At 72.2% G+C, this 16,550-nt stretch carries 18 protein-coding genes; 7 read left to right on the top strand and 11 right to left on the bottom strand.

Translation table 11 applies throughout. From position 1 onward, the window contains the following. The coding region (locus ACFQGU_RS16530; RefSeq protein ID WP_386768799.1) for a PAS domain-containing protein at positions 1-912 on the bottom strand (912 nt) is incomplete at its 3' end. Positions 913-1,112: 200 nt separating this feature from the next. Here ACFQGU_RS16530 and ACFQGU_RS16525 point away from each other — a divergent pair. Beyond that, the gene (locus ACFQGU_RS16525) at positions 1,113-1,469 is read left to right on the top strand and encodes a YciI family protein (RefSeq protein WP_386768798.1); all 357 of its coding nucleotides are present in this window, start codon (positions 1,113-1,115) and stop codon (positions 1,467-1,469) included. Positions 1,470-1,542: 73 nt separating this feature from the next. Here the strand turns inward: ACFQGU_RS16525 and ACFQGU_RS16520 are convergent, their stop codons facing one another. Beyond that, a complete protein-coding gene (locus ACFQGU_RS16520; protein ID WP_386768797.1) occupies positions 1,543-3,204 on the bottom strand; it encodes a PP2C family protein-serine/threonine phosphatase in 1,662 nt (553 codons plus the stop codon). A gap of 119 nt (positions 3,205-3,323) precedes the next feature. Continuing rightward, entirely contained in the window at positions 3,324-3,500 is a 177-nt protein-coding gene (locus ACFQGU_RS16515) for a hypothetical protein (protein WP_386768796.1), read from the bottom strand. 139 nt (positions 3,501-3,639) lie between these two features. On the opposite strand from ACFQGU_RS16515, the gene ACFQGU_RS16510 reads away from it, so the two are divergent. Beyond that, entirely contained in the window at positions 3,640-4,488 is an 849-nt protein-coding gene (locus ACFQGU_RS16510) for an alpha/beta fold hydrolase (RefSeq protein ID WP_386768795.1), read from the top strand. 74 nt (positions 4,489-4,562) lie between these two features. After that, the gene (locus ACFQGU_RS16505; protein ID WP_386768794.1) at positions 4,563-5,054 is read left to right on the top strand and encodes a Crp/Fnr family transcriptional regulator; all 492 of its coding nucleotides are present in this window, start codon (positions 4,563-4,565) and stop codon (positions 5,052-5,054) included. A gap of 9 nt (positions 5,055-5,063) precedes the next feature. Here the strand turns inward: ACFQGU_RS16505 and ACFQGU_RS16500 are convergent, their stop codons facing one another. Together ACFQGU_RS16500 and ACFQGU_RS16495 are read right to left on the bottom strand one after the other, a co-directional pair. Continuing rightward, positions 5,064-5,780, bottom strand: coding sequence for a metallophosphoesterase family protein (locus ACFQGU_RS16500; RefSeq protein WP_386768793.1), 717 nt, complete (start codon positions 5,778-5,780; stop codon positions 5,064-5,066). A 78-nt stretch (positions 5,781-5,858) separates the two neighbouring features. After that, the gene (locus tag ACFQGU_RS16495) at positions 5,859-6,065 is read right to left on the bottom strand and encodes a DUF4287 domain-containing protein (protein ID WP_386768792.1); all 207 of its coding nucleotides are present in this window, start codon (positions 6,063-6,065) and stop codon (positions 5,859-5,861) included. 96 nt (positions 6,066-6,161) lie between these two features. Between ACFQGU_RS16495 and ACFQGU_RS16490 the strand changes: the two genes are divergently transcribed. Further along, positions 6,162-7,865 (top strand): long-chain-fatty-acid--CoA ligase, encoded by a 1,704-nt coding sequence (locus ACFQGU_RS16490; protein WP_386768800.1) that lies wholly within the window; start codon positions 6,162-6,164, stop codon positions 7,863-7,865. Between the two features lie 48 nt (positions 7,866-7,913). Here ACFQGU_RS16490 and ACFQGU_RS16485 read toward each other — a convergent pair whose 3' ends face one another. The 3 genes from ACFQGU_RS16485 to ACFQGU_RS16475 all read right to left on the bottom strand — a co-directional run bounded on the left by ACFQGU_RS16485 (position 7,914) and on the right by ACFQGU_RS16475 (position 10,131). Next, positions 7,914-9,170 (bottom strand): RNA polymerase sigma factor, encoded by a 1,257-nt coding sequence (locus ACFQGU_RS16485; protein WP_386768791.1) that lies wholly within the window; start codon positions 9,168-9,170, stop codon positions 7,914-7,916. A 97-nt stretch (positions 9,171-9,267) separates the two neighbouring features. After that, positions 9,268-9,621, bottom strand: a complete 354-nt coding sequence (locus ACFQGU_RS16480; protein WP_386768790.1) for a YciI family protein — start codon at positions 9,619-9,621, stop codon at positions 9,268-9,270. Positions 9,622-9,780: 159 nt separating this feature from the next. Then, the gene (locus ACFQGU_RS16475; protein ID WP_386768789.1) at positions 9,781-10,131 is read right to left on the bottom strand and encodes a YciI family protein; all 351 of its coding nucleotides are present in this window, start codon (positions 10,129-10,131) and stop codon (positions 9,781-9,783) included. A 123-nt stretch (positions 10,132-10,254) separates the two neighbouring features. Here ACFQGU_RS16475 and ACFQGU_RS16470 point away from each other — a divergent pair, with 123 nt between their 5' ends. After that, positions 10,255-11,130 carry a dimethylarginine dimethylaminohydrolase family protein gene (locus ACFQGU_RS16470; protein ID WP_386768788.1) on the top strand — a complete coding sequence of 292 codons (876 nt, stop codon included), beginning with the start codon at positions 10,255-10,257 and terminating at the stop codon, positions 11,128-11,130. 140 nt (positions 11,131-11,270) lie between these two features. Here the strand turns inward: ACFQGU_RS16470 and ACFQGU_RS16465 are convergent, their stop codons facing one another. Continuing rightward, positions 11,271-11,834 carry a nucleosidase gene (locus tag ACFQGU_RS16465; protein WP_386768787.1) on the bottom strand — a complete coding sequence of 188 codons (564 nt, stop codon included), beginning with the start codon at positions 11,832-11,834 and terminating at the stop codon, positions 11,271-11,273. Positions 11,835-11,926: 92 nt separating this feature from the next. Here ACFQGU_RS16465 and ACFQGU_RS16460 point away from each other — a divergent pair, with 92 nt between their 5' ends. After that, a complete protein-coding gene (locus ACFQGU_RS16460) occupies positions 11,927-12,625 on the top strand; it encodes a hypothetical protein (protein WP_386768786.1) in 699 nt (232 codons plus the stop codon). 50 nt (positions 12,626-12,675) lie between these two features. Here ACFQGU_RS16460 and ACFQGU_RS16455 read toward each other — a convergent pair whose 3' ends face one another. Then, entirely contained in the window at positions 12,676-13,461 is a 786-nt protein-coding gene (locus ACFQGU_RS16455) for a CPBP family intramembrane glutamic endopeptidase (protein WP_386768785.1), read from the bottom strand. Between the two features lie 78 nt (positions 13,462-13,539). Here ACFQGU_RS16455 and ACFQGU_RS16450 point away from each other — a divergent pair, with 78 nt between their 5' ends. Continuing rightward, a complete protein-coding gene (locus tag ACFQGU_RS16450; protein ID WP_386768784.1) occupies positions 13,540-15,510 on the top strand; it encodes an alpha/beta-hydrolase family protein in 1,971 nt (656 codons plus the stop codon). Positions 15,511-15,608: 98 nt separating this feature from the next. On the opposite strand, the gene ACFQGU_RS16445 is transcribed toward ACFQGU_RS16450, so the two are convergent. Then, the coding region (locus tag ACFQGU_RS16445; protein ID WP_386768783.1) for a Gfo/Idh/MocA family protein at positions 15,609-16,550 on the bottom strand (942 nt) is incomplete at its 5' end.

Below are 16,550 nucleotides of genomic sequence, written 5' to 3'. Positions count from 1 at the left end.
CTCGCCGACCTCGCTCATGTGCTTCACCGAGGTGCTGAGCGCGCTCGCGATCGTCACCCCGACGAGCTCCATGAAGTCGAGCTGCAGGCCGTCGGGTGCCCGTCCCGCGGTCGCCCGCAGGGCCAGGACTCCGACCACCGGATCGGTGGCCGACCCGGTCAACGGCATGACGAACGTGTCTCCGACCACCTGGGCCCGGTGCGACCGGACAAGCTCGGGGACGGTCGACGGGTCCAGCAGCGGCACTTCGCGCGGGTTGGCCCGGGCGAGGGGGATGAACCGCTCGTCGACGAGCAGCGAGAGCTCGGCGGCATGCAGGTCCAGGGACCGCCCGAGGACGTCGGACACGACCCGGCCGAGGGCGTCGACGTCCCCGGTGGCCGCGTGCAGCTGCGTCGACAGCATCGAGACGAACGACAGCCGACGACGAGCCACCACCTGCTCGGTCGTCTCGTACGCGATGTCGAGAACGCCCTGGACCTGGCCGCTCTCGTCCCTCAGCGCGGAGTAGCAGAACGTGAACCACGCGTCCTCGTCGTACCCGGAGCGGTTCACCCTCAGCGGGGTGTCCTCCAGGTAGACGGGGACGCCGGTGGACAGCACCTGGCCGAACAGCGGCGAGATGTCGGGCCACACCTCGCTCCAGACCTGCGCCACCGGCCGCCCGGTCGCACCTGCCTGCTTCTCGCGTCCGAGCATGGCGCGGTAGCCCTCGTTGTAGAGCATGAGGAGGTCCGGGCCCCACGTGACGAGCACGGGGAAGCGCGTGCTCAGGCAGATCTCCACCGCCGACCGGAGCCCCGGTGCCCAGTCCTCGGGCGGGCCCCACGAGGTGCTGGCCCAGTCGACCTCGCGGACCGTCGGACCGATCGGGTCCAGCTCGGTCGCACGGGTGAACCACTGCTCCCTCACCGCACGAGTATCGCCGACGCCGCACAGCGGGGCAGGCATCGGTCCAGCACGCACGGCCCGGTCGCGGCAGGATCGGCACCGAGCCGGCGATACCGCCGCGCTCCGAGGCGGATCCGTGCGGTCGAATGGTCGAATCGGCGTCGTGCAGATCGTGCAGTTCGTGAGGGCCGGAGCCGCCGGCCGCAGCCGAGGAGCCCCGCATGACCCACTACCTGCTGTCGGTCCACAACGACGACACCCCGGTCTACCCGACCCCGGAGCACGCCGAGCGCGCGTTCGCGGCGACCGGGAGGGTCAACGACGCCATGCGCGAGGCCGGGGTCTTCGTCTTCGCCGGAGGGCTCGCGGCGTCGACGACCGCCCGCGTCGTCCGCGCGCGTGACGGCGCGCTGGAGCGCACCGACGGCCCGTACCTCGAGAGCAAGGAGCACATCGGCGGCTTCTGGGTGCTCGACGTCGCCGACGAGGCCGAGGCCCTGGCATGGGCGGAGCGCGCGACCGTGGCCTGCGAGGGCGCGGTGGAGGTCCGCCCGTTCCAGGGGGTCGTCGGCGATTGACCCGCGGTGCGAGCGGTTCCGGCGACACCGGCCTGCAGAGAGCTCACGGCCTCCGCGTCCGGCGTACGAGGGCTCAGGCCGTGTCGTCGCCGAGGCAGCGGAACGCGAGCAGGGCTGTGTCGTCCTCGGGTCCGTCCTCCAACAGATGGCCCACCAGGACGTCGAGCAGGTGATCCACGGTGGACGACCCGCGGGCGGCGGCGCGGGCAAGCCTGTCCAGCCCCACGTCGAGGCTCTCGCCCCGGCGCTCCACCAGGCCGTCGGTGAAGGCGACCAGGGTCGATCCGACGCCCATCGACGGCGTGGTCTCGCGGTAGGTCGTCGCCATGACGCCGAGCGGCGGCCCGGGGTCGAGCTCGAGGTATCTCGCCGTGCCCTCGGCGTCGACCACGAGCGGCGCGAAGTGTCCGGCGCTGGCAAGCACGAGGCCGCAGGTGTCGAGGTCGAGGACGCCGACCACCACCGTGGCGATGTGGCCGTCCTCGTCGATGTCGAACTGCTCGGAGCACATACCGAGCACGACTCCGGGGCTGTGCCCCTCGGCGAGGTAGGCGCGGATCGTGAAGCGCAGCCGCGCCATCACGGTGGCCGCACCGATGCCGCGGCCCGACACGTCGCCGACGACGAAGCACACCTCGCGCTCGCCCCGGCGGATGATGCTGTACCAGTCGCCGCCGATGTCGACGCCCTCCGCGCCGGCGACGTACCGGGACGCGATATCGAGCCCGGGGATGTCCGGGTTGAACGCCGGGAGCAGGGCCCGCTGCAGGGTCTGAGCGATGCTGCGCTGCTCGCCGTAGAGCACGTCGAGCCGGTCGTAGAGGTCGGCGATCGTCCGGCGGTCGGCCTCGGCGCGACGTCGGGAGCGCACCAGGTTCGCCGCTGCGAACGCCGTGATCATCGTGAGGGCGAGGCCGACGGCGAGGATCAGCCACGGGAGCAGCCATCCGAGCTCGCCCCCGAGGTGCCGCTTGGCCGTGGCCACGAACGTGAGCGTCTTGTCGCCGAACGGGAGCTCCACCGACGACGTCCCGCCCGTCAGGGGGAGCTCGTCCATGGTCACGTTCGTGGTGACAAGGTTCGACGGGTCGTCGGCGGCACCGATGTACGTCGCGAAGTGGAGCTCGGCGAACGGTGCGGTCCGCTGCACCGGGGCGATGCGGTCCGCGGGGATGGCGCGCTCGGCGTACACGACCCAGCGCGGGTCGACCGGGTCGCCGGCCGCGTAGGAGACAGGGTTGTAGTCGTCGTCCGCGCGGGTGACGACGAACCCCGCCGTCGCCCGGGCCTTGAGCACGAGCTCGCGCGCGTCGACCGAGCCGGGATCGAGCACGGGCTCGGTCCCGATCTGCTCGACCAGCACGGGTTCCGGGCCCGAGGTGTCCCACAGAGATGCGCTGACGAACACGTCGTCGGGACCTGTGGCGCGGCCCATCGTCAGCCGGAACCGGGCCGGGTCGCCGTCGGTCGCCTGCGCGACGCGCAACGCGGTCTCGAGCGGCTCCTGGATCGTCAGGATCTGCCCTCCGATCACCGCGGCCGCCTGCTTGGTCTGCACCGCGAGGAGGTCGCGCTCGTTGCGCTGGTCCGCCGACCAGGCCCCCCACGCCGTGATGAGGCTGAGGAGCGAGCCGAGCGCGACGATCACCGCGGCCACCCGGGCCGGTCCCCAGCCGGGCCGGGCCACCTCGCGCTCAGCGGTCGGCGCGACGACGTCCGCTCCTGCCATAGCCATGCCCCCTCGACCTCGCCATGCCGAGCAAGGGGGTCGAGCGTTTCACGCGGTCGTCACACCGGGCAACGAGCGTGCGCCCAACCGGACGTCGCCGTCATGACCTGCACGAACGCTGCCCGCTAGGACGTGGGGTCGTCGTCGGCGAGCGTCGGGGCGTCGCTCTCGAGGTCGCCGAACTCGCCCTCCATGCGCTGCACGCCGTCGCTTCCGAGGCCGTGCTCCACGCGCTCGCCCACGCCGTCGCGCGTGCCGGGGTCGGGCTCGTCGGTGCTGGGGATGATCTGCTCGTCGGACATCGCGGTCCCTCCTGCGGCGTCGCGCCGGTCGCGACCCGGGGGGTGTACCCGCATTCCGGTCGGCCCAATCCTCAGCCGCGTCGGGCCCTGATTCCGGGTTCGAGCCCCGCGGAGGCCGACGCGTCTCTACCGTTCCGACATGACTGTCGACGTACGCGAGCCCCTGCAGGGGGAGGTGCGCGTGGTGACGACCGCGGACGGCACCAGCATCCACACCGTGAGCGCGGGCGAGGGGCCAGTCGTCGTGCTGGCGCACGGCTTCGCGATCAGCTCCGACGAGTGGAACGTGATCGCGTCCGACCTGGTCGAACGGGGATACCGCGTGGTGGCCTTCGACCAGCGCGGCCACGGGCGCACGACCATCGGGTCGGACGGCGTGGGCAGCAAGCAGATGGCGGGCGACTACACCGCCGTGCTCGAGGCGTACGACGTGACCGACGGCGTGCTCGTGATGCACTCGATGGGCGGCTTCGTCGGCATCCGGTTCCTCGTCGAGAATCCGGACGTCGTCGCGCAGCGACTGCGGGGCGCGATGCTCGTGGCGACCTTCGCCGGCGACGTCAACCGCGACAACGCGCAGAACAAGATGCAGATCCCGCTCATCCGCTCGGGCATCCTGCCCAAGCTCGTGGCCTCCGACCTCGTCGGAAAGCCCTTCGCGCGCACCCTCATGGGCGACAGCAGGACCGATGCGATGGTCGAGTCGTTCCTGACGATGTTCCGTGCCCAGAAGCTCGGGGCGCTCGTCCCGATCCTCGAGGCGATGGTGCAGGAGAACCGCTACCCGGACCTCGCGCGCATCTCGCTGCCCTGCACGATCCTCGTCGGGTCCAAGGACAAGACCACACCGCCGTTCCACACCGACGACCTCCACGCGGGCATCGCCGGGTCACGGCTCGTCCGCGTGCCCGGGGCAGGGCACACGGTCAACTGGGAGGCCGCCGACGCGATCGTGGCCGAGATTGAGGCGCTGGGCCCGCGCGGCTGATCGCACCCCCGGCGTACGGCGAGGTCGCGCGGGTTCGTCGCTCGCACGTAACACGAGTCGGGCACACTGAGGCTATGGCCGACCTGCTCTCGCTCGCGTCGCGACTGCCTGTGGAGACGGTGCCCGCGGGCGCGGCGCTCATCCAGGAGGGCACCGACCCCGGTCGCCTCTACGTGCTGAAGTCGGGCAGCGTCACGATCGAGCGCGACGGCGTCTCGTTCGCGCGGATCGAGTCGCCCGGCGCGGTCTTCGGCGAGATGGCCGTCGTCCTGCGCAAGCCGGCCACCGCCACGGTGCGCGCGGAGACCGACGTCGAGGTGCACGTGGCCGATGACGCCGAGGGGTTCCTCACCGTGAACCCCGGTGCCGCCCTCGCGGTGCTGCGTACGACGGCCAGCCGGCTCGACGGCCTCACGCAGTACCTCGTGGACGTGAAGGGCCAGTTCGCCGAGCTCGAGGGCCACCTCGGCATGGTCGAGGGCATCCTCGACACGCTCGTGAACCACCAGGCGCCCGAGATCCGCACGGGGTCCGCGCGCGACCCCGAGGGCGACCACGTCCACTGAGCCGAGGGTCTAGAGCGTGATCGTCTCGACGTCGTAGACGCCGAACCACTCCGCGGTGCCCGCCTCGAGGTCGAACGTGATGTGCGGCGGCACCTTGCCCGGCTGCTTGCCCGCGTTGAAGACCTTGGTGCTGCCGAGCTCGGCGTGCCAGGTGCCGCCCTCGATCCACGGCGCCTGGTGGATGTGGCCGCACAGCACGAGGTCCGGCGAGTGCTCCTCGATCCACGCGGCGAGCTCGTGGTCGGGGAACTCGCGGCGGCCGTCCTTGCACAGCGGCGTACCGGCGGGCGGCGAGTGGTAGAGCCACACCCAGCGCGCGGGGCGATCGACCGCGGCGGCCGCGATCTGCGCGGCGACGGCGTCGCGCGACACGGGGCCGTCCCACCAGGGGCAGATCGTGAACCGGGTGTCGCCGATGTCGACGGACATGCCGTCGGTGTGCACGTTGCCGCCACCGGCCGAGCGCAGCCAGGAGGCGACCTGCTCGCCGTGCTCGCCGGGGCCGTCGAGGTCGTGGTTGCCCGACGACGCCAGCACGACCGCCCTGTCGGCGAGCAGACCGAGGTACTTCTCCAGCACGACCGTCTGGACGCCGAGGGGCACGGGGCTGACGACATCGGCGAGATCGCCCACCAGCGCGACGACGTCGACGCCGTCGGCGGCGTTCACGAGCCAGTCGTAGTGGGGCAGGCGGTAGTGCAGGTCCGACACCGCCAGGATCCGCACGGGCCGATCCTGCCCCACGCCCGGGGGTCGCGCATGGCTGACGGGTGCCGCGCCGCGTTACATCTGCGAGTCGGCGACCTAGGCGTGGTCGGCGCGGTACGCCGCGACGAGGGCGTTCGCGTGCCCGTGGCCGAGACCGTGCTCGGTCTTCAGGAACTCGACCTGCTTCATGTGCGGCTCGCCGGCGACCGTGGCCAGCTCGTCCATCCAGTGGCTGATCGGCTGGCCGTACTTCTTCTCGATCGAGGGGAAGTACGACGCCGGGCCCTTCACCTGCTCCGCCATGGCGCCACGGTAGCGAGCGGACCCCGAGGCGGCCACCGCCCCGTCCCTCCTCCGGTGCGCGCAGGTGGGAGGGTGGGCACGTCGACCCGAGGAGTCATCGTGAGCACCCCAGACCGCCCCTGGCTCGCCCAGTACGCGCCGGGCGTCCCCGCCGAGATCGACGTCAGCGACGAGTCGCTCGCGGACCTGCTCGCGACGTCGGTGACACGCTTCGCCGACCTCGTGGCGCTCGACTTCTACGGCGCCACGACGACGTACCGCGAGCTCGGCGACCAGGTCGTGCGCATGGCCAACGTCCTGCTCGGTCTCGGCGTACGGCGCGGCGATCGCGTGGCTCTCGTGATGCCCAACTGCCCGCAGCACGTGGTGGCGTTCTACGCCGCGCTGCGGCTCGGCGCGGTCGTCGTCGAGCACAACCCGCTCTACACGCGCGAGGAGCTGCAGCACCAGTTCGACGACCACGGGGCCGAGGTGGCCATCGCCTGGGACAAGGTGGCCGGGACCCTGCAGAAGGTCGCGGAGACCTCGCCCCTGCGCACGATCATCGCGGTCGACATCACGACGGCTCTGCCGCGCAAGCAGCGGCTCATGCTCATGCTGCCCGTGAAGAAGGCGCGCGAGACGCGCGCGGCGATGACGGCACCCGCGCCGGGGACGCTGACGTGGGACCGCCTTCTCAAGGTGGCGACGCCGTTGGCCGCCGACCATCCCAAGCCCTCGGCCGACGACCTCGCGCTGCTGCAGTACACCGGCGGCACGACGGGTGCCCCCAAGGGCGCGATGCTGACGCACCGCAACCTGCGGTCGAACGCCGCGCAGGGCCGCGCGTGGATGCCCGGCCTGAAGGACGGCCAGGAGGTCGTGTACGGCGTCCTGCCGCTCTTCCACGCGTACGGACTGACGCTGTGCCTGACGTTCACGATCTCCATCGGCGCCGTGCTCGTGCTGTTCCCGCGGTTCGACGTCGACCAGGTGCTCGAGGCGTCCGTACGTCGGCCGGCGACGTTCCTGCCCGCGGTTCCGCCTGTGTACCAAGCACTTGCCGAGGCGTCCGTGAAGCGCGGGGTCGACCTCAGCACGATCCGCTACGGCATCTCCGGTGCGATGTCGCTGCCGCCGGCGACGGTCGAGCAGTGGGAGTCGGTGACGGGCGGCCTGCTCGTCGAGGGCTACGGCATGACCGAGACGTCGCCGGTGACCCTCGGGAACCCGGCCGGCGGCACGCGCCGGCCGGGCTCGGTCGGTGTGCCGTTCCCCTCGACCGAGGTGCGCGTGGTCGACCCGAACGACCCGACGCACGACGTCGCGACCGACGAGCCGGGCGAGCTGCTCGTGCGCGGCCCGCAGGTGATGAGCGGCTACTGGAACCGCCCCGAGGACACCGCGAAGACGTTGCTCGAGGGTGGTTGGATCCGCACCGGCGACATCGTCGTGATGGACGACGACGGCTTCGTCACCGTGGTCGACCGGATCAAGGAGCTCATCATCACGGGCGGGTTCAACGTGTACCCGTCCGAGGTCGAGGAGGCGCTCCGGCGCGTGCCCGGTGTCGCCGACGCCGCGGCCGTGGGCCTGCCCAACGACACGGGCGGCGAGACGGTCGTGGCGGCGGTCGTGGCCGAGGGCTTCGCCGTGCTCGATCCCGCCGCGGTGCGGGAGGCGGTGCGCGAGTCGCTCACCGGCTACAAGGTGCCGCGCCAGGTGTTCGTGCTCGACGAGCTGCCGCGCTCGCTGATCGGCAAGGTGCTGCACCGCGACGTCCGCAAGATCCTCGAGTCGCACCCCGACCGCCGCACCTGACCCCGCCCCGTGCGCGAGTTACTGCCCAAAAGGTCGCTGTGAGGCTCCTCAGAGCGACCTTTTGGGCAGTAACTCGAGGATCTGATCGGCGGTGAGGGTGGCGATGCGGCGCTCGAGGTGGCGGCGCTCGGCCGGGTTCGTCACCAGTCCGAGGGCCCGGTCGTACGCCGTCCGCGCGCCGGCGTCGTCGCCCGTACGACGCAGGAGCTCGGCGCGGACCGCATGCGCGAGGTGGTAGCCGTCGAGGTCGAGCGCGTCGACGAGCGCCAGCCCCTCGACCGGGCCGCGCAGCTCGGCGACCGCGACCGCTCGGTTGAGCGCCACCACCGGCGACGGCGCGACGGCGAGGAGATGGTCGTAGAGCGCGACGATCTGCGCCCAGTCGGTGGACTCGGCGGAGGCGGCGTCGGAGTGGACCGCCGAGATCGCGGCCTGCAGCTGGTAGGGCCCAGGTGCATTGCGGCGCAAGCACTTCCGGACGAGGTCCTGCCCCTCCTGCACCAGAGCCGCGTCCCAGAGCGAGCGGTCCTGATCCGGCAGCAGCACGAGGTCGCCGGCGTCGTCGAACCGCGCCGGACGCCGAGCCAGCGTGAGCAGCAGAAGGGCGAGGAGGCCGAGCGCCTCGGGCTCGTCGGGCATGAGCTCGACGAGCAGGCGCGCGAGCCGCACCGACTCCTCGACGAGGTCGGCGCGCTCGGCGTTCTCGCCGTCGCTCGACAGGTAGCCCTCGTTGAAGACGAGGTAGACGACGGCGAGCACGGGCGTGAGCCGGTCGGGGAGGTCGTGCTCTGCGGGCACGCGGTAGGGGATGCGCGCGGCGCGGATCTTGTTCTTCGCTCGGACGAGGCGTTGCGCCATCGTCGTCTCGCTCACGAGGAACGCCCGGGCGATCTGCGCGGTCTGCAGCCCGGCGATCAGGCGCAGCGTGAGCGCGACGCGCGCCTCCGGTGCGAGCGCCGGGTGGCAGCACGTGAACACGAGGCGCAGGCGGTCGTCGCGCACGGGGCCGACCTCCTCGGGCTCGTCGGGGCGCAGCTGCTCGGCGAGGGCGACGGCCTCGGCGTGCTTGTCGTCGCGTAGGGCCTCGCGGCGGGCGCGGTCGATCGCGCGGTTGCGCGCGGTGGTGACGATCCAGCCGGTCGGGCTCGGCGGGACGCCGTCGCGCGGCCAGCGCTCGAGCGCGATGGCGAAGGCCTCCTGCACGGCCTCCTCGGCGAGGCCGATGTCGCCGACGAGGCGTGCGAGGGTGGCGACCGCGCGGCCGTAGTCGGCGCGGAAGACCCGCTCGACCTCTGCTCCGTCCACCCTCACCCCCTGCTCACCCTGATCGATCCGTCGCCTCCCGGCCCGGGAAGCGACGGATCGATCAGTCTCACGGGGAGGGCCACCGGTGCTGGGAGGGTCACACGCCCTGGAAGGGGCGCACCTCGACGGGCTGGGCGCAGGCCTTGGCCCCCTTGGCGGCCCACTCGAACGCCGCGTCGTCGTCGGCCACGTCGATCACCCAGAAGCCGCCGAGGTGCTCCTTGCTCTCGAGGAACGGGCCGTCGGTACGGGTGAACCCGCCGTCGGCCGTGGGCCGCACGACGGACGCCGTCTCCTTGGGCATCAGACCGCCGGCGAAGACCCAGGCGCCGGCCGCCTGCAGGTCGGCGTTGAACGCGTTGACCGCTGCGAACGCGGCCTGCATCTCCTCGTCGGTCGCGTAGTTGGCCTGGTCGTCCGACCCGTGCACTGCCAGCAGGTACTCGCTCATGGTTCTCGCCTCTCGTGATGCTGTGCCACAACGTTCTCAGATTCCGCATGAGGGTGCCCCTGCCCGCCCACGAGGCAGCCAGGCCTCCCTCGCGAGGGCCGGTCGCGGCGCCCTCGTCTGCTGTACGAACAGCGTCGGGCCGCTTCGACAGGACGGCGCTCAGCCGATGCCGGCGAACGGCCAGACCTCGATGGGGGTGCCCGTCGCGGTGGAGAACCGCGCGGCCCAGGCGAGCGCGGCGTCGAGGTCGTCGACCTCCACGATGGTGAAGCCGCCGATCTGCTCCTTGGACTCGATGAACGGGCCGTCGGTCATCGACGTGCTGCCCTCGGTCGTCACGACCACCGTGGCGGTCGACGGCTCGTGCAGGCCGCCACCGAACACCCAGGCGCCCGCCGCCTTGAGGTCGTCGTTCAGCGCTCCCACCTCGGCCATGATCCGTGCGAGCTCGTCGGCGTCCGGCTCGGCGACGCCGTTCGGGTAGCAGACGCTCAGCTTGTAGTAGGCCATGGCTCCTCCTCGGCGGGCGGCGCCTCGCCGCCCCTCACCCCCTGTACGAGCACACCCTCCCGGATTCGACGGCGTCGGCACACGGGTTTCCTGCTGCCTCCCCGCTCTGGCAGGCTCCCGCCCATGACCGCATCCACCACCTCGTCGTACGGCGTCCGCTCGTCGGTCGCGCCGCTCCTGCGCGTCGCCGTGCGCCGCCCGCTCACCGGCGGCCCCGACGTCGTCGCGCAGTACGAGGCGGCGCACTGGCAGACGCCCGACCTCGACCGCCTCGCCGCGCAGCACGCGGGCTTCGTGCAGACCTTGCGCGACCTCGGGTCGGACGTCGTCGAGCTCGACCCCGTGCCGGGCCTGCCGGACGCCGTGTTCGTGTACGACCCCGTCTTCGTCGGCCCGTCGGGGTCGATCGAGCTGGTCGCGGCCAAGGAGGCGCGACGTGGTGAGGGTGCGCACCTCATCGCGGGCCTCGAGTCGGCCGGCGTTCCGACCGTGGGCCGTCTCGTCGGCGACGCCACGGCGGATGCCGGCGACATGTACTGGATGGACGAGGACACCGTCGCGATCGGCCGCAGCTACCGCACGAACCAGGACGCGGTCGACCAGGTGCGTGGGATCCTCGCCGCCGACGGCGTGAAGGTCGAGGTCTTCGACCTCCCGCACGACCTCGGCCCGGAGTACTGCCTGCACCTGATGTCGACCATCTCGCCGGTGCGCGAGGACCTCGCCGTCGTCTACGAGAAGCTCGCGCCCGTCGCGATGCTGCAGTCGCTGGCCAAGCGCGGCATCGAGTGGATCGTCGTCGACGACGAGGAGTACGTCACCCTCGGCTGCAACATCCTCGCGGTGCGTCCCGGCGTCGTGCTGATGGGCGAGCGCAACGTGCGGACCGCGGATGCCTTGCGCGAGAAGGGTGTCGAGGTGCACACCTTCGACTCCGAGCAGAGCGACAAGGGCGAGGGCGGCCCCACCTGCATGACCCGCCCGATCCTCCGCGCCTGACGCGCGACCCGGGTTACCCGGGTAACGAGCGTGCGCTCTGCGACGGATCCACGACTCAGCTAGAGGCGACCCGGGTTACCCGGGTAACGCGCGTGCGCTCTGCGACGGATCCACGACTCAGCTACGCCGTGCCGCCTGGTCTACAGGTGCTCGTCGACCCAGGTCGCGAGGGTGCGGGCGTGGTCGGAGACGGTGTCGACCCACGACCGCAGCGCGTGCTCGTCGGCGTCGTCGCTCACGAGCTTCACGATGCGCACCGGCACGTCGGCCTCACGGCACGCCGCGGCGACGGCGTACGCCTCCATGTCGACGAGGTCGGCGCGCTCGGCGAGCGCGTCGCGGACCGGTCCGCCCTGCACGAACTGGTCGCCGGTCGCGAGCGTGAGCCCTGCGCCCAGCTCGATCGGCGGCCCGAACCGGATGCCGGTGATCTTCTCGATCGCCTCGCTGGCGAAGTCGTGCTGGAGGACGGTCCCGATCTCGTGGACGCCGTCGAGCCCATGCCGGAGGCCGCCCGCGGTGCCGATGTTGACGACCATCGAGGGCCGCGCGGTGGCGAGCAGCCGCGTCACCGCGATGGCCGCCCGGACCTTGCCGACGCCGGTCAGCAGCACGGGCAGACGGTCGCCGAGCTGCGCCGCCTCGAGGTCGAGCGCGACGACGAGCAGCGGCTGGTCGGGTCGCACGGCTCCCTGAAGCTCCACGGGCACATCCTGTCGCGAGGCACGGCCCCGTGGTGACCGAGGTCGCGGTGTCGGCGAGGTGCGGGCCCGCGGGCGGCTGGGAGGATGAGGGCGTGAGCGCTGCTGATCCCGCGATGCCCGATATGCCGAAGGACGCCGACCGGTCACGAGGGCGCTACCTCCACCGGCGGGTGGACGGCGGTGCTGCCGGGGTCGACGAGCAGTGGGTGGCGGGCGAGGTCGGTCCGGGCGCCTGGCGGGTGCGCTCGACCCGGATCGCGGCGGCCCCGGTGAGCCGGCTCGAGGTCGACGCGCGCTGGTCGGCCGAGGTCTTCGCCGTCGTCCTGCGCTGGGTCGGCTCGGGCACCGGAGTCGTCCGGGGCGCGACGGTCGCCTGCGTCGAGGTGCCGGGTGCCGTCGAGGTGCGCCGGTTCGTCGACGACGTCGAGCTCGAGCCCGTCTCGGTCGGCGGCCCGCTCGTGCTCCCCGCCCTGGTGCTCGGCGGACGGCTCGCCGCGGGCCCGGCGTACTCCTTCGAGGTGGGCGATGCGCTCGACGCGTCGACCTTCCTCGTGCCGGTGCCGGTCGAGGTGTCCGTGCAGGACGCCGGCGACGAGGTGGTGATGGTCGGCGGCTCGGACGTCGATGGCACGCTGCGGCACTGGCGGCTCAGCGGGGACGGGCTCGACCGGTCGGGCGAGGACGTCGTGGGCCCCGGTGGGCTGCTGCTCCGGCGTACGACGGGCGACGTCGTGGCCACGCTGACCGAGGTGTCCGGCCCGACGGCTCACCCCGATTCCTGGGGCGCGTAGCCGCTACTTCGGCGCGACCTGGCCGCCGCCGGGGGAGCCCTCGCCCAGCGCTATGCCGGGGGGTCGAGGGCTGCGGCCTCGGCCTGGTGGCGCAGGCGGCGGTTGACGAAGAAGCCGACCACGACGCCGGTGCCGTTGGCGGCCCAGTGCAGGGCGGCCGGCGGGAACAGGCTGCCGGTGAAGATCCGCAGCACTGCGAACCCCACGCCGGACAGGCCGGTGAACAGCACGGTCGAGCCGACGGTGACGAGCACGTGGCCCGTCGCCTCCTGGTGCGCGCTGTGCATCTCCAGCGCCGGCCCGATGTGCCAGAGCCCGAAGAGCAGCGACGTGATCGCGACCGCCCAGACGACCCCCCACTGCGCGGTCATGAGCGCGAGGAGCAGTCCGCGAAAGGCGAACTCCTCCACGAGAACCGTGCCGAAGGGGATGTCGAGCAGCACGCGCCTCGACGTGAGGACGCCGTCGGCGTCGGAGACCCGGTCGTCCGCGAAGTACTTGTGCATGCGCGGGATGCCGCCGGCGATCCCGATCACGATCCCGATCGTCAGGATGATGCCGACCGACCAGATGAGACCGGTGAGCCAGGTGCTGCGTCCGAGCCCGAGCTCGGTCAGCGTGACGCCGTGCTTCCAGCCGATGACGATGAGGCCGGCGGTGGTGATGAGGGCGGCGCTGACGTAGTGCTGGCCCTCGACCTTCCGGGTGAGGGCCTGGAAGCCGAGCATCGCGAGCACGACCCCGGCCATGGCGCCGATGTCGCCGAGCAGCCAGACGCCCATGACGATGCCCGCCACGAGCGCCACGCCGCCCGCCGTGCGGCTGAGCACCTTCACCGGTCGCCTCTCCCTCACCCGTCCTGGTGCACTACGGTCGCAGACGGACGTGGTCGGCGCAGGCCAGGGGAGGTTGACGTGGTCAGCAAGGAGATCGTCGGGCGGGGCCAGCAGGTCGGTCTGGTGCTCGCGTCGGCAGCGGTGCCCGGCACCTTCACGCGGTCCCTCTCGGACCGCAGCTGGATCGACCAGGGGCTCATCACGGGCCTCGCGACCGGCACCCACTTCCTCCTGACGGCAGTCGCGCAGGATGTCATCGAGGGCGCTGGCGGCGCGATGTCGACCGTCTTCCCGTTCCCCGAGCACTGGACGATGGACCAGCGCCAGCGGGCGGCGTCGCTCCTGCTCGACGTCGCCGTGGTCCCCGTCGGGTTCGGCGTCGTCGCCTTCATCGGCCACCGGCCGAACGAGACGGCCACGCGGGGCCTCATCCGTCAGCTCGGCTGGCGCTTCGCCGTCACGGGCGCAGGTGCCACGATCCTCGCCGCCGCGATGTGGGGCACGAAGGCGTTCGACGAGCTGGTCGGGGCCAACGGCCGCATCGAGCGCCTGCCGATCGCCATCCCGGTCGGCCTCGTGACCGCCGGCGTGATCGAGAGCATCCGCCAGCGCGAGACCCCGCCCGAGCACTACTCCGACCCGGCGAAGTCCAACCCCGCCCTCGGGCTCGCGGCCGGAATGGGTGTCGTCCTCGGCATCGCCGGCCTCGCGATCGGCGAGTCGTGGGCCGCCCGCCAGCTCGGCTCGGTCGGCAGCCGCGTGCTGCCGGGCTCGGAGACCACGTGGCGCCGCGCCGGGCACCTCGCGATGCTCGGTGGTGTCGGCTACGGCACCAGCCTGCTCTGGAAGCGGGCCATGCACGGTATCGAGGCGGGCACCTCGACGTACGACGAGGGGATCGACGAGTCCGCGCCCGGGGTGTGGACCCACCCGCTCGTGAGCGGTGACCCCGAGAGCCTCGTGCGCTGGGAGACCCTCGGCCGCGAGGGTCGGCGTCACGTCGTGACCTACGTGCGCCCGGAGAAGTGGGAGAGCGCGCCGGCCATGATCAACGGCGTCGAGCGCCCCGAGCTGTCGATCAAGACGGTGATGAAGGAGCCGGCCAAGGCCACGCCGATCCAGATCTTCATCGGTCTCGACAGCGCGGCGACGGCGAAGGAGCGCGTCGAGCTCGCACTCGCCGAGATGGACCGCACCGACGCGTGGTCGCGGTCGCTGATCATGCTCGTCTCACCCACCGGCACCGGCTACGTCAACTACGTCGCCATCGCAGCGACGCAGTACATGACGCGCGGCGACATGGCGTCGGTGACGCTGCAGTACTCCAAGCGCCCGTCCCCGCTGTCGCTGGGCAAGATCGGCGACGCCAAGGAGCAGAACCGCCTGCTGTGGCTGCGGATCCTGCAGCGCATCCGCGAGATGCCGCCGGAGAAGCGTCCGCGGGTCGTGCTGTTCGGCGAGTCGCTCGGTGCCCACACGAGCCAGTCGGCGTTCGTGGGCTGGGGCACTCTCGGCCCGCAGGCGCTCGGCATCGACCGCGCGCTCTGGATCGGCACGCCCGAGGGCAGCAAGTGGCGGCACGAGCTGCTCGACCCGGACCGCCTCGACGTCGATCACGACGCCGTGGCAGTCGTCAACGACTACGAGCAGTTCCTGGCGTACGGCGAGGAGGCCAAGGAGCGCAAGCACTACGTGCTCCTGTCGCACGACAACGACGGCGTCACCAAGTTCGGGGCGAACCTCCTCAACCGGCGTCCGGAGTGGCTCGGGCCCAACCGCCCGCGGCTCGAGGAGCTGCCGGGCCGGTCGCCGCGCGGCATCCCGTCGTCGATGCGGTGGCGTCCGATCACGACGTTCTTCCAGCTGCTCGTCGACATGAAGAACGCGCAGCTGCCGGGCTCGTACCGCGCCTGGGCGCACGACTACCGCGCGGACCTGCCCGAGTTCATCCGCGACGTGTTCGACCTCGAGTGCTCGGACGAGCAGCTCGAGGCGATCAAGACCGCCTGCCAACAGCGCGAGGAGTTCCGCGAGGCCGTCTTCGAGTAGTCCCGCCGTACGGCATGACGGCGGGACCAAGATCGCGAGTAGGGGTCAAGGAGTGCAGGTGAACTGCCGTGATCGACCCTCAGGGCCCAAAGCCGGGGTCAGAGGGTGACGATGCGGGCGGTGGCGGCGCTCTCGGCGGCGGCGTCGAGCACGCGCAGGACGGCCAGGGCCTCGCGCGGGTCGACGGGTACGTCGCCCTCGCCCCGGACGGCGGCGGCGAACGCAGGGTAGAACGTGTCCCACCGGCCGCGCTCGGTCGGCACCACCGTGCGCTCCTCGCCGCGGTGCACGTGCCCCCAGCTCTCCACCGGCTCGCTGCCCCACGCATCGCCCTCGGACGCCGGCGTCAGCCCCGCGCGCAGCAGGTCCTCCTGGCTGTCCGCACCGCCGACGACGTACGCGCCCTCGCGGCCGAGCACGCGGAACCGCCGCGTGATGTCGCCGCTCCAGGTGTTGGCCGCGAGCGTCGACACCACGCCGTTCGCGTGCGTCAGCACCACCGTGAGGTCGTCCTCGGCGCGCCCCGTCGGCCGGCGGGTGAAGGCCTCGGCGTACACCGACGCGACCGGCCCGAACAGCGCCACCGCCTGGTCGACGAGGTGGGTGCCGAGGTCCAGGCGTACGCCGCCGCCCTCGGACGGCGGGAGCTCGCTGCGCCACCACGCGCGCGGGGGCCCGGGCGACCAGCGCTCGAAGCGCGACTCGAACCGGAACACCTCGCCGAGCGTCCCCTCGGCGAGCACCCGCTTCACCGTGAGGAAGTCCGAGTCCCAGCGCCGGTTCTGGAACACCGACAGCAGCAGCCCGGCGCGGTCGGCGTGCTCGACGACCTCGGCCGCCGAGGCGGCGTCGACCGCGAGCGGCTTGTCGACCACCACGTGCAGGCCGAGGTCGAGCGCCTCGTGCGCGAGCGCTGCATGCGTGCCGGTGGTGGAGCTGATCGCGACGGCCTCGGCGCCGGCGTCGACGAGCTCGCGCAGCGAGGCCAGCGCGGGCACCCCCGGGTGCACCTCGGCGAGCTGAGCCCGGCGCGCGTCGTC

Origin of the sequence: Longivirga aurantiaca (assembly GCF_042660085.1) — a bacterium.
In the GTDB taxonomy this organism is placed as follows: domain Bacteria; phylum Actinomycetota; class Actinomycetes; order S36-B12; family CAIYMF01; genus Longivirga; species Longivirga aurantiaca.
This window is presented reverse-complemented; position numbering and strand designations above follow the sequence as displayed.

What these genes read in the sequence shown, in the direction of transcription:
- ACFQGU_RS16525 (WP_386768798.1), top strand. Translation starts at nt 1,113, where the DNA reads ATGACCCACTACCTGCTGTCGGTCCACAACGACGACACCCCGGTCTAC.
- ACFQGU_RS16505 (WP_386768794.1), top strand. Translation starts at nt 4,563, where the DNA reads ATGGCCGACCTGCTCTCGCTCGCGTCGCGACTGCCTGTGGAGACGGTG.
- ACFQGU_RS16475 (WP_386768789.1), bottom strand. Translation starts at nt 10,131, where the DNA reads ATGGCCTACTACAAGCTGAGCGTCTGCTACCCGAACGGCGTCGCCGAG.
- ACFQGU_RS16480 (WP_386768790.1), bottom strand. Translation starts at nt 9,621, where the DNA reads ATGAGCGAGTACCTGCTGGCAGTGCACGGGTCGGACGACCAGGCCAAC.
- ACFQGU_RS16520 (WP_386768797.1), bottom strand. Translation starts at nt 3,204, where the DNA reads ATGGCTATGGCAGGAGCGGACGTCGTCGCGCCGACCGCTGAGCGCGAG.
- ACFQGU_RS16515 (WP_386768796.1), bottom strand. Translation starts at nt 3,500, where the DNA reads ATGTCCGACGAGCAGATCATCCCCAGCACCGACGAGCCCGACCCCGGC.
- ACFQGU_RS16510 (WP_386768795.1), top strand. Translation starts at nt 3,640, where the DNA reads ATGACTGTCGACGTACGCGAGCCCCTGCAGGGGGAGGTGCGCGTGGTG.
- ACFQGU_RS16470 (WP_386768788.1), top strand. Translation starts at nt 10,255, where the DNA reads ATGACCGCATCCACCACCTCGTCGTACGGCGTCCGCTCGTCGGTCGCG.
- ACFQGU_RS16495 (WP_386768792.1), bottom strand. Translation starts at nt 6,065, where the DNA reads ATGGCGGAGCAGGTGAAGGGCCCGGCGTCGTACTTCCCCTCGATCGAG.